General features: G+C 40.5%; 11 protein-coding genes. 5 read left to right on the plus strand and 6 right to left on the minus strand.

The features are described 5' to 3' along the window. The 6 genes from CXF93_RS00005 to CXF93_RS00030 all read right to left on the minus strand — a co-directional run. Positions 1–656: hypothetical protein (locus CXF93_RS00005; RefSeq protein WP_198551548.1), on the minus strand; the 656-nt coding region annotated here is incomplete at its 3' end. A 504-nt stretch (positions 657–1160) separates the two neighbouring features. Further along, the gene (locus CXF93_RS00010; RefSeq protein ID WP_101060154.1) at positions 1161–2483 is read right to left on the minus strand and encodes a TRAP transporter large permease subunit; all 1323 of its coding nucleotides are present in this window, start codon (positions 2481–2483) and stop codon (positions 1161–1163) included. Between the two features lies 1 nt (position 2484). Then, positions 2485–3018 (minus strand): TRAP transporter small permease subunit, encoded by a 534-nt coding sequence (locus tag CXF93_RS00015; RefSeq protein WP_232784034.1) that lies wholly within the window; start codon positions 3016–3018, stop codon positions 2485–2487. Between the two features lie 68 nt (positions 3019–3086). Beyond that, complete coding sequence (locus tag CXF93_RS00020) at positions 3087–4103, minus strand: TRAP transporter substrate-binding protein (RefSeq protein ID WP_101060158.1); 1017 nt, start codon at positions 4101–4103, stop codon at positions 3087–3089. A 332-nt stretch (positions 4104–4435) separates the two neighbouring features. After that, positions 4436–4948: a gluconokinase gene (locus CXF93_RS00025; RefSeq protein WP_101060160.1), complete on the minus strand. Its 513-nt coding sequence runs from the start codon at positions 4946–4948 to the stop codon at positions 4436–4438. 83 nt (positions 4949–5031) lie between these two features. Then, complete coding sequence (locus tag CXF93_RS00030) at positions 5032–6045, minus strand: LacI family DNA-binding transcriptional regulator (RefSeq protein ID WP_101060162.1); 1014 nt, start codon at positions 6043–6045, stop codon at positions 5032–5034. 470 nt (positions 6046–6515) lie between these two features. On the opposite strand from CXF93_RS00030, the gene gndA reads away from it, so the two are divergent. The 5 genes from gndA (at position 6516) to CXF93_RS00055 (ending at position 12284) form a co-directional block, all read left to right on the plus strand. Then, a complete protein-coding gene (gene gndA, locus CXF93_RS00035) occupies positions 6516–8018 on the plus strand; it encodes an NADP-dependent phosphogluconate dehydrogenase (RefSeq protein WP_101060164.1) in 1503 nt (500 codons plus the stop codon). A gap of 151 nt (positions 8019–8169) precedes the next feature. Continuing rightward, a complete protein-coding gene (locus CXF93_RS00040) occupies positions 8170–8931 on the plus strand; it encodes an AzlC family ABC transporter permease (RefSeq protein WP_101060166.1) in 762 nt (253 codons plus the stop codon). Further along, complete coding sequence (locus tag CXF93_RS00045; RefSeq protein WP_101060168.1) at positions 8928–9230, plus strand: AzlD domain-containing protein; 303 nt, start codon at positions 8928–8930, stop codon at positions 9228–9230. Before CXF93_RS00040 ends, CXF93_RS00045 begins: the two co-directional genes overlap by 4 nt. 17 nt (positions 9231–9247) lie before the next feature. Then, a complete protein-coding gene (locus CXF93_RS00050) occupies positions 9248–10087 on the plus strand; it encodes a LysR family transcriptional regulator (RefSeq protein WP_101060170.1) in 840 nt (279 codons plus the stop codon). Between the two features lie 115 nt (positions 10088–10202). Continuing rightward, positions 10203–12284 (plus strand): alkyl/aryl-sulfatase, encoded by a 2082-nt coding sequence (locus CXF93_RS00055; RefSeq protein ID WP_101060172.1) that lies wholly within the window; start codon positions 10203–10205, stop codon positions 12282–12284. Positions 12285–12336: the final 52 nt, after the last annotated feature.

A 12336-nucleotide genomic window follows, 5' to 3' on the forward strand; every position in this document is an offset into this window, starting at 1 on the left:
GTGATCGTGCCGCCGTTGGCTTCACTCAATTCACTGTTATCTGCGCTTAAGGTTACCGTCGTATCACCTTTATTACCTGCATTGCCAGAATTGCCTGTATTACCAGAATTACCTTTGCCGCCCGTATCACCAGTAATATTGGTATCTACTAAAATTTTAGTTTCTGTTGTTTGGCTAAAAGTTTCAGTCTCAAAGTCAGCCTCTGCCAGAGTTTCATCACCAGTACGTTCTACAGAAACTGCAGACGAACGGCCACCATCACTCGCACTACCGGCAGCGGTACTAACAGGATCGATAAACTCTTCATCAGAAAGGATTAATTCTTGAATGGCACGAATGTCAGCTAAAACATCATCACCAACTTGCGGTTGGCCTGGTGTTGGTTGATCACTCGCTTCAGTAATTTCATCTAACACATCCATCGCTACATCAGACGAGTCAGCATTATCAGTTGCTTTAAAATGCTCATCAATGATCACTTGTGACCCATCTGCATACTTCAATATAACTTGAGCACCAGACGTGACCTCAATTTTGCCGCCCGCAGCTATTTCATAACCACTTTCCAAGGATTGACTATCCTGCTCAAGTATATGTTCCGCTTTACCGTTAACAGATACAACTTGCGCTTGCTGGGGAATGACAAATGTAATCATGAGTAAGTCCTTTTAACTATCTTGTTCCAGGGAACAGGTAAATACCTGCATAATTATCGATTTACACTATGATCATATATACAATAACCACTATTTTTACCGATATAACAATTAACCTAATTCAAGCATCTAATTTAGTACATAATACTCACATTAAAAGCAGAGCGATTAACGTTAAATACACATCTTCAATAAAGAATTAGTTCAAATGGCTTTTTATTATACATATTTAACATTCAATAAACCATTGTATGTTAATAAGTTTAGCTTCACAGAAATGCCTATTCGCCTACCAACAAGTTTAACACTATGGTAACAACTCCTAATTTCAAGTAAGCGATTGTAATTAATAATTATTTTTATTTCATAACGTAAGCATTAACTTGCTATACATACTGACGCTCATAAAATTTAAACAAAAAAAGCCCATCGTTATTGCTAACGATGGGCTTTTAAACTATTGAATTTATAGAATTGTCGGTTATATCACGTATTTCAAATACGCTATTTCCACCATAGCGCCAATTCAGGGAAGATAATAAGTAACGCTAATGCTACAACTTGTAAGCAGATAAACGGTACAAGTGCGCTAAAGATTTCACCTAAGCTAATATCTTTTGGTGCTACCGATTTAAGGTAAAAAGCGGCGGGTCCAAATGGCGGAGATAAGAAGGAAACCTGCATATTCATGCAGAACACCACACCAAACCAAATCGGATCAAAACCTAAACCAACAACAATCGGCACAAAGATAGGCATAGTTAACAGTGCCACACCTACCCAATCCAGGAACATACCCAATACAAACAGTACCGCCATCATGATTAAGATAGTCCCCATTGGGCTACCACCACTCATCGCAAGAATACCTTCGCTGACGAAATCAATGCCGCCCATCAAGTTGTAAACACCAACCAATGCGCTCGCACCAATACCAATCCAGATAATCATGCCACAAGTACGTAATGTCGCAATCGAGCTTTCTTTTAACATGTTCCAGTTAAGCTCACCACGAATCGCAGCACTAATGGCAATACCAACAACACCTAATGCTGATGCTTCAGTAATTGACGCAATACCACTGTAGATACTACCCAATACCACACCAACAGATAGCATTGGAAATAATAAGGCTTTCTTAAAGTTAATATCTTTCGCTGCATCTTCAGCTAATTCTTCAGCCGTCGGTAGTGGCGCTAATGACGGGTTTAAATAACAACGAATCAATACATACAAAATATATAATAACGCTAATATCGCAGCCGGTAAGAATGATGCTTTAAACAAGTCGCCAATGGAAACACTTGCCGTGAGACCATAAATAATCAATACGATACTTGGCGGTAACATAGTACCCAACGCGCCACCAGCACAAGTCGTACCAATCGCCAGTTTACGGTCGTAACCCAAGCGCAGCATTTGTGGTAATGCCAGAATACCAAGTAATACCGTTTCGCCACCAATCACACCTGACATAGATGCAAGTAATACCGCGACTAATAACGTTTGAACGGCAACGCCACCACGGACGTTACGCGCGACCTTTTTCATTGCATCGAATAAGTCACGCGCAATACCAGAACGGTCAAGCAAGGCGGCCATCAATACAAACATAGGCACGGCTAAGAATACGTAGCCACTAACAAAACTATAAATTCGGCTGGTGATCAGTGGTAAAACCTCTGGACCAAACCAACCAAATGTGAAAATAACAGCCACTAAGCCAGTTACAAATGCCAACTGCATACCTGTTAATAACAGGCCAATCATGAGCACCAGCATTAACAAACTGCCGTAACCAATACCGATAGATGAAAGATCAAACATATTATTTATTCTTCTTAACTAAGTCGTGGATTTCTTGAATCAGGTGCAACACAAATTGCACTGACATTAAGCACAGAGTACCAAAAATTAACGCTTTAAGTAGCGCTGGATATGCAGGATCCCAAGCAGAGCCCGATGTTTCTAAACGCATTTCACCCCAAGGTGCATACCAAGCACCTTCAGTCATTGTCCATGCCGCAATAGAAAGTAAAACAGTGAACAATAACCCCATAATATGATGGAATACATTCAAGTACTGTTTTGTACGTTCTGATACATGATCATAAATAAGAACAACACGAACGTGTTTGTCTGTCGCTAATCCATAAGCGCCACCAATTACAAATAATGAGCCGCCAATAAAGGATGCTGTTTCATGTACCCAAATCGTCGGCGCATTAAATACATAACGCATCAACACTTCATAAAACGATATTAATACCGTAAATAAAAACAGCACACTAATAGCATTACCTGCCCATATAATGCCCGCATCAAGGCGGTTTCTTGGTTGCAGCTCTTCTGGATTACTCATCGATTTAGTCATCTTTTAAGTGGGAAAAAAGGCTGCAGCGCAGCCTTCAGGTATAGCACTTACTTAAATTACAGTAAGTTTTTCGCTTTCAAATGTGCTGTTACAGAATCATATACTTTTTGTGCGTTTGGAGAACGTTTTGCATAAACTTCCCATTGGCTACGTGCAATAGTACGGAATTTTTTACGTTCTTCTGCTGGCCAGTCATGTATTGTAATTTTTGGATCTGCCATTGCTTCTGCAACCGCTTCAGCATCTGCTTTCTTTAAGGTATCAACCATAGTGTAAGCAAACGTTTTAACTGAATCTTGCATTATTTTTTGTAAATCAGCTGGTAGTTTGTTCCACGATTTTGCACTAATTGATACTTCAATTGCAGGTAAAGAGTGGAAACCAGGATAGACAGGATGCGGTGCAACGTCATTTAGACCGGCTTTATGGTTCGTTGAAAATACCGTGTAATCGGCAGCATCAATAACGCCTTTACTCAAACCTGTAAATACTTCTGAACCCGGTAAGTTAACTGGTGACGCACCTGCAGCTGCAAATACTTGTTGCACTAGACCTTCAGGCGCACGTAGTTTAAGCCCTTTAAGATCGGCTACACCATTAAGCGGCACTTTAGAAACAAACGCTTCAAGACCCGTTGCTGATGCCCCGATATAGTAGATACCATATGGCTGGTAAATTTCACGCATTAGCTCGTTACCGCCGCCATTATACATGTAATCAAGTAACTGCTCAGGTTCAGACCAAGCGCCTACGGTATTACCCATCAAACCAAATGCAGGATCTTTACCAGCAAAGAAACCCGTTGCCGTAATATGACCTTGTAAAACACCAAACTTAATCGCATCTAGCGTTTCTGTGTGCTTAACAACAGCACCGACAGGCAGCATAGTCACATCGATACGACCATCAGAATCTTTTTCTAGTTGCTCCGCCCATGCTTGTTGCACTTGGAAGTTCTTCTCACCTGATGGATCTGATGATTGGAATTTAAAGTTAAACTCAGCAGCGAATGCCGATGCACTCATTAATGTTGCAACAGACGCTGCAATTATCGTTTTTGAAATCGTTTTCATTAGTAGCGGTATCCTTGTTTCTGGTAAACCCGATAATGATGTTATGTTAACTTTTATGTTAATTATTATGTTACCGGTAACTGTTGGAGCAATCTTACTCTCACAAACCGTTAAACTCTAGGGGTAACATCACATTTTCACATAAAACCATCGGATAACTTCAACTTTAAAGTCACTATTGTTACATATGCACAACTTTTTAGTTTCATTTGAAAGTTAAGTTTGGGGATAAAAAAAACGGCCATATTTTGATTAAAATATGACCATTATTATCTTTTATGAATGTACTGATATTTTATAAAATCAGCAGTAATCAATACAACATCGCCACACTATTTTGCTGATAAAGCGGCTACGCTGAGCGTTACAATGTTATCAATTGTACCATCAATAGGCACAGAAAGTACGTCGCTTTCATCTGCTAAAGGCTGCTCTAACGTATTGAACTGACTTTTTAACATCTCATCACCGCTAAAGAAGTGGCCTGCTCGTGCTTTCATACGCGTTAAAATTAAATCAAAGCTGCCATCTAAGTAGATAAATGTCACGGCTTTATTACCGTCACGAATTTGATCACGGTAATCTTTGCGTAATGCAGAACAAACGATAACGCCTGTTTCGTTCTTCTGCTCAATACTAAAACACGCATCACGGATACGTTCTAACCAAGGTTGACGGTCTGCATCATTTAATGGCTGGCTCGCGGCCATTTTTAAAATATTCGCTTTCGGATGCAGGTCATCGCCGTCAATAAACTTAACGCCAAGTTGCTGTGAAATTTTTAATCCTATCGTGGACTTTCCGCTGCCAGAAACGCCCATGACAATAATGCTTCTACCTATCATATTATGTACTTCTTAACATTACTCGAAATCAACACGGTAATGTTACCGTTAACACGACAAAACACAAGTATTATCAGTACATATTAGGTAGAAGCACGCTCTGAAATAATAAAACCGAGATCCAGATGCTTATTTTCAATCGGTTCATCGTTGATTCTTTTAAGTAACATTGTTGCCGCTTGCTCACCAATATCAAAGCGAGGAATCGCCACAGAGGTTAATTTGGGGTTGGTCGCCGCACAAATATCAAGATCGTTAAAGCCAACTAAGGCGATATCTTTCGGTACTTTCAGGTTACGACGTTGGCACTCAAATAGCGCGCCAGCCGCTAAATCATCATTACAAAAGAAAATACAATCAGTATCTGGCCACTCGCCTAAGATCTCGGTCAGCATATCAGCCCCCATCTGGTAAGTAGACGCATAGTTGCTGGTGACAACACGCTCATCGCTCAAATCGGTTTCCCAAATCGCTTTACGCCAACCATCCAAACGCAGCTGTGCACGTAAGTCCATACGCGCGCCGGCAAAACCAATATTTTTATAGCCTTTACCAATTAAATACTCTGTCATTTTATAGCCAGCTTCTTCATGATCTAAACCAACCGACATATCAATGGCGTTACCATTACATTCCATGATCTCGACAACAGGTAAGTTTGATTTACGTAACAGGCGATTACTGCGTTCGGTATGATGGGTTCCCGAAATGATGATACCGTCGATACCAAACTGTAAATAGGTTTCAATCAAACGTTCTTCTTCTAACAATGAATAACCCGAGTGACCTAATAAGATCTGAAAGCCTTGCGCTAACATCACATCATTAATACCGCGTACAACATCAGCAAATACGCCATTAGATAATGACGGCACAATTAATACCACCGTTTTACTTTGCTTAGCACTTAACATGCTAGCGGCACGGTTAGGTATGTAGCCCATTTGATCTATGGCTTTATGGATAGTTAAGCGTAATGATTCCGATACTTTCTCAGGTGTGCGGATCGCCCTAGAGACGGTAATTTTAGTCACGCCTACTTTATTTGCAACATCTTGTAAGGTCACTCGACCGGACTTACGACTATTGGAACTCATACGCCTAATATCCTTAGTTATAAAATACTTACCACATTATACCTATCTTCAATTAGGGGTAAATAAACTTTTCAATTAACTTTAAATTAGCAAAATCGTATAGTTTTCAACATATTTGTTAATACATTTAACCATTAATGCTACTGATATGTTTAAAGAAATGTTCACAGATACAGTTATATAAACATATTAGTAATTTTAGCTATATTTATATAATTGGGCAGGAAAGAACCAATCTTAAATTTATACAAACTATGATAGTGTGAGGTAGGTCTCATAAGACAATGCGGATTAACCATATCAATTTTAATGATTTAAAATTAGTTTATCCAAAAAGTGTGATTTAGATGAAAAAGACAAATAACGATAGCGTTAACATTGTATCTTTTGCTACTTTCTATATCATGCCTTAAACAATCAGGCATTAGCCAATTCTCACCTTCATGACTTGCCAAGGCACAGAGGAACAGATGAACAATAATATTGATATTGCAGTAATAGGTTTAGGCGTAATGGGTGCCAACATGGCATTAAATTTAGCAGAGCGCGGATTTTCCGTTGCCGCTTTTGACATTAACGAAAGCCGTCGTACTGACATCGTTAAGCGTCATCAACCTCTCACAGCAGCAAAATTAATCGCTGTTGCCGATCTTGCAGAACTAATTAACCAACTAGACACGCCACGTCGTATCGTGCTTTCTGTTCCAGCAGGTCCTGTTGTTGATATTATTTGTAATGACCTAATTGCAGCTGGCTTAGAAGCAAGCGACATTGTGGTAGATACAGGTAATAGCCAATGGCGTGATTCAATTACACGTGCAGATTCTTATGCCGGCAAGTTTAACTTCTTCACTTGTGCAATTTCAGGTGGAGAAGTGGGCGCTCGTTTTGGTCCTTCACTTATGCCAAGTGGCGACAAAGCAGCATGGGAATTGTTAAAACCTATGTGGCAAGCAATGTCAGCGAAAGTAGACCCTGTAACAGGTGTTGAAATTGCGCGTACACAAGTAGACCAGCCGTTACCTGAAGGTGAACCTTGTGCCGAATATATCGGTCCAATCGGTTCTGGCCATTTTGTTAAAATGGTACATAACGGTATCGAATACGCTGATATGCAAATGATTGCTGAAGTTGTGCAATTCATGCGTCAAATCTTAGGTATGTCAGCTGTTGAAGTTGGCGAAGTATTCAGTGAATGGAATAAAGGCAAGCTGCAAAGCTACCTTATCGAGATCACAGGTAACATCCTGAAAGTTGTTGACGAAGCAACAGGCAAACCTATGGTTGACGTGATCATGGATCAAGCAGGCCAAAAAGGTACGGGTAACTGGACTGCACGTGAAGCACTCGAGCTTGGCGTACCAGCAAACGCAATTGCAGAATCTGTATTTGCACGTTGCCTAAGTACCCAAAAGTCTATCCGTCAGGTTGGCGCGATGAAACTCGCAGGTCCAGCAGTTACTATCGAAGACCGTAACGTATGGTTAGAAAAATTATCTGACGCATTATATTGTTCAAAAATCTGTAGCTACGCGCAAGGTTTTGAATTAATGACTGCGGCTGAAAAAGAACATAACTGGACACTTGATTACGTTGCAATTGCAAAAATTTGGCGTGCTGGTTGCGTGATCCGAGCGCACTTCTTAGATGATATTTCGAAAGCTTACCAAGCTGAACCTGAGCTATTAAACTTAATGTTAGCTGAACGTTTCACTAATACACTAGCTGAAAGCCAAATGGCATGGCGTGAAGTGTTAGCGAAAGCAATCATGCAAGGTATGCCAATGCCTTCAATTAGCGCAGCAATGAGCTACTACGATTGTTACCGTGAAGCAGATTCATCTGCAAGCTTGATCCAAGCAATGCGTGATTACTTCGGTGGCCACACTTACCGTCGTAAAGATCAAGATACAAGTCAAAGCTTCCACTATGATTGGCATTTTGGTACTGGCGAGCACAAAGCACAGCACTAATTGATTGATTAATCATAAATCATAAGTAATATGCCTTTATTGGTGTAACTATTTAAAAACCCAGTGCGCTGGGTTTTTTATTACCTCCATTATTTTATTCCCCACAACATGCTACAACATAGTGCACCACCGCCATCACAAGGACTAAGCGATGCAGGATCAACAAGCCGACCCAGAACAAGTACCACAATCAAAACTAAAATCAGCATTAAAAGGCGCCGCAGCAGCAATGCCACTCAGTATTGCGGTGATCCCTTGGGGTATCTTGGCCGGCTCTTACGCCATTGAAGCTGGGTTAGACATGCTCCAAAGCCAAGCAATGTCGGCGATTGTGTTTGCGGGGGCGGCGCAATTGGTTGCTGTCGGTATGATCAAATCAGGGGTGGGGCTAACCAGTATCCTATTAACGACATTACTCATCACTTCACGGCATTTCTTATACGGCATGGCCATGCGTCAGCAAATGAGTCCCCTGCCCTTACGCTGGCGACTGACATTAGGCTTCTTGCTCACCGATGAATTATTTGCCGTATGCAGCGAAACTAAACAGCATAAGTTCGATCGCTGGTTTGCTTTTGGCGGTGGCTTTAGTTTCTATCTCATTTGGAACATTGCTTCTGCGGTCGGTATTGTCGCTGGTCAGCAGATCCCTAATTTAGATGAACTAGGGTTAGACTTTGCCATTGCAGCGACCTTTATAGCGTTAGTCGTGCCAGCCATCAAAACACCCTCGATCCTCGTCAGCGTACTGGTATCACTAGTTATGGCTGTCGTCTGCGAACTATTCCATATTCCCGGCGGATTACTTATCGCAGCATTATCAGGCATGAGTGCAGGAGTGCTAACCGCTAAATTCACCAATGAAGCGCATCCGAATAAAACCCTATTAACAAGACCGGGAGACGACCTATGATCTGGCTAACTATCCTATTAATGACGGTCATCATCTTTTTCAGTCGTTATATCTTCATTGAACCTAAATTACCCCTACGTCTAAGTGCTGGCATAGTAAAGTTTTTAAGCTACTCTGCACCTGCCGTACTCACCGCTATTTTAGCGCCGATTGTATTTTTACAAGACAATACTTTGCACCTAAACCTTGATAACAGTTATTTAATCGGTGCTGTATTTGCGGTATTGTTGATCTTGCTTACCCGCAACACCTTACTCACTGCAGTATTAAGTATGTTGCTGTTTTTCTTGGTCCATTAACATCTAGGGTAACCGTTATGCATAACTTTGATATGAACCTCATTAAGCCTTTTATTAAGGTTTATGAGTTTAACTCTTTTACCAAAGCGGCTGATTTTTTAGATGTTTCACAGCCAGCGATTAGTGCCTCAATAAAGCGCTTGGAAGAATATTTAGGTTATCAATTATTCATTCGCAGCGGCCGTAATTTAACGACAACAACCAGTGCTCAACAGTTTTACCAACAAGTTGTGGGCGTTATTGATGTAGTCGATAATGCCATCGACACAAAAAAGCAATTTATCGTCACTGCACCAGAGAGTATTCTTTTACAATTAATCGGCCTGCCTAATATCCAGCTCATTCAATCTGGCGATACTGAAGAAAAAACATTTAACGACTTGCGGATGCGCACGATTGATTTAGCCATTGATAACATCACTCAAAAAGACAGTAACTTTTGTTTTGAGTTAATCCATACAGAACCTTTAGTATTGATTTGTTGTCAAAATCATCCAGAAATTCAAGGCCAGATAAGCTTAGACCAGTATCGACAAGCAGGTCATGTGGTGATGAGGTTATTACGTCATAATATGCATGCGGTAGAATTTTTTAGTAAAACGACAATACTACGAGAGCGAGATGTGAGGGTGCAAGTATCTAGCCCGGCAAATTTAATGCTGGCGGTACAGGGAACCCCTTACATTGCAGCAATGCCAGCAGGACTCTCTCACATTGCCAAATCTTTAAATTTACAAGTCCTACCATTGCCTTTCGCGATTAGTGATATTGAATACCACATGATTTATCACAAGCGTTTCATTAAAGACCCTGTACACAAAAAACTGCGAGAAACATTCAAGGACAAACTTATTTAATATAAACACTGGTTATAATAAGTATATCCCCCACCCTATTTTTAATTATACCTAGGTCACTTATAGTTCGCTCATCAAAACGAGGCGATGCATACCGTCTTATCTTATTTTTAATATGAGTGATGATAATATGAAAAAAACAACCTTAGCAATTTTAATATCTTCGATATCATTCGGAGCAATGTCAGCTCAGCATCCTCACGAACACCTGAGCGATATTGGTAACCAAGGTGGTAAAGCTGCAACGAAAGCAACTGTTGAGTATAACAACGAGTTTGCTAAAACACTTAACTACAAAGATGTCCAAGCTTTCAAAAATAACAACCGTGGTCTAATTGCAGAGTTTGATCAAAAAACTGGCGATATCATTCACAACAGTTTCAACTTCATTGATCCTGATGCTGCAAAAGCAGATCAAGCACCAGACTCTGTAAACCCATCTCTATGGCGTCAAGCGGTATTAAACCAAGCAGCTACAGGATTATATGAAGTAGTACCGGGTAAAATCTATCAGGTACGTGGTACTGACTTAGCTTCAATCTCATTTATTCGCAGTGACAACGGTTGGATTGCATACGACGTACTATTAACACAACAGTCTGCTGCACAGTCACTAAAATTCTTCCAAGAGCACGTGCCTGAAGGCGGAAATCTGCCCGTTGTTGCGATGATTTACTCGCACTCACATGCTGATCACTTCGGTGGTTCTCGCGCAATTAAAGAAGCTTACCCAAACATAAAAGTATATGGTGCCAAAAACATCACTAAAGAAATTGTTGATGAAAATGTACTTGCGGGTAATGCAATGTCTCGCCGTACGGCATACCAATATGGCGCAACATTAGACCGCCATGAACACGGTATTGTTGATGCAGCGCTCGCAAAAGGCCTATCAACAGGCGAAATAACTTATGTTCTACCTGACTACGAACTAAACCATAAAAGTGAATTTGAAACATTAACCATTGATGGTCTAGAAATGATCTTTATGGATGCATCGGGCACTGAAGCATCATCTGAAATGGTCACTTATATTCCAAGTATGAAAACACTATGGTCGGCAGAGTTAACTTACCAAGGCATGCATAATTTATACACACTACGTGGTGCAAAAGTGCGAGATGGTCTACTTTGGTCTAAAAAAATCAATGAAATGCTACATACATGGGGCAATGAAACTGAAGTGTTGTTCTCTGCTCATTCAGCGCCAGTTTGGGGTAATGAAGAGATCTCAGACTTCTTAAAAATGCAACGTGATGCCTATGGTTTCACCCACAACCAAACGCTTCGCCTAGCCAACAATGGTTATGTAATGCAAGATTTAGGTGACAAGATTTATGATGTAATGCCTAAATCGATTCAAAAAGCGTGGTATACCAATGGTTACCACGGTACTTATTCACATAATGCTCGTGCCGTTTATAATATGTATCTAGGCTACTTTGATATGAACCCTGCAAACCTTAATCCGTTGCCTGTTACACCGCAAGCAGAAAAGTTTGTTGACTACATGGGCGGCAGTGAAATTATTGTCAAAAAAGCTCAGGCTGACTTTGATAAAGGCGAATACCGTTTTGTCGCCACCGTATTAAATAAGGTAGTTCAAGTTGAACCAAAAAACCAAGATGCACGTAAGCTATTAGCCGATACCTACGAGCAACTTGGTTACCAATCTGAGGGTGCTGGTTGGAGAAATATCTACTTAACAGGTGCTCAAGAATTGCGTATCGGCACTAAACCTGGCGCACCTAAAACTGCATCACCTGATGTACTTGCTAACATGACAATTGAAAATCTATTTGATTACATGGCAGTACGTGTTGATTCATTAAAAGCACAAAATACCCCATTCACACTGAATGTTGTGTTGCCGGATTCAAAAGAAACGTTTTTTGTCGAGATGTCTAACGGCAACATGAGCAACATCAAGGTAGATAAAGCCTTAGAAGCAGATGCTACACTTTACGTTAACCGTACTGATGTGACGAAACTGGTATTAAAACAAACGACACTAAAAGCCTTATTCGAATCAAAAGCCGCCGGACTTAAAGGTGACAAAGAAGTATTAAACAAACTCATGGCATCTTTAGTTGTATTTGATGAAGAATTTGAAATTGTACCGCGCCCAGCCAAAGGCGAAGAAGTCGATGCGCAGTTATATGAAAAAACTGACGACCATACAGGCCATAAACATTAACATTAACATTAACATTAACATTAACATTAACATTAACATTAACAACGTTTAT

Source organism: Moritella sp. Urea-trap-13 (assembly GCF_002836355.1).
Taxonomy (GTDB): domain Bacteria; phylum Pseudomonadota; class Gammaproteobacteria; order Enterobacterales; family Moritellaceae; genus Moritella.

Coding starts and splice junctions, on each gene's coding strand:
- CXF93_RS00010 (WP_101060154.1), bottom strand. CDS start 2,483: ATGTTTGATCTTTCATCTATCGGTATTGGTTACGGCAGTTTGTTAATG.
- CXF93_RS00015 (WP_232784034.1), bottom strand. CDS start 3,018: ATGAGTAATCCAGAAGAGCTGCAACCAAGAAACCGCCTTGATGCGGGC.
- CXF93_RS00020 (WP_101060158.1), bottom strand. CDS start 4,103: ATGAAAACGATTTCAAAAACGATAATTGCAGCGTCTGTTGCAACATTA.
- CXF93_RS00025 (WP_101060160.1), bottom strand. CDS start 4,948: ATGATAGGTAGAAGCATTATTGTCATGGGCGTTTCTGGCAGCGGAAAG.
- CXF93_RS00030 (WP_101060162.1), bottom strand. CDS start 6,045: ATGAGTTCCAATAGTCGTAAGTCCGGTCGAGTGACCTTACAAGATGTT.
- gndA (WP_101060164.1), top strand. CDS start 6,516: ATGAACAATAATATTGATATTGCAGTAATAGGTTTAGGCGTAATGGGT.
- CXF93_RS00040 (WP_101060166.1), top strand. CDS start 8,170: ATGCAGGATCAACAAGCCGACCCAGAACAAGTACCACAATCAAAACTA.
- CXF93_RS00045 (WP_101060168.1), top strand. CDS start 8,928: ATGATCTGGCTAACTATCCTATTAATGACGGTCATCATCTTTTTCAGT.
- CXF93_RS00050 (WP_101060170.1), top strand. CDS start 9,248: ATGCATAACTTTGATATGAACCTCATTAAGCCTTTTATTAAGGTTTAT.
- CXF93_RS00055 (WP_101060172.1), top strand. CDS start 10,203: ATGAGTGATGATAATATGAAAAAAACAACCTTAGCAATTTTAATATCT.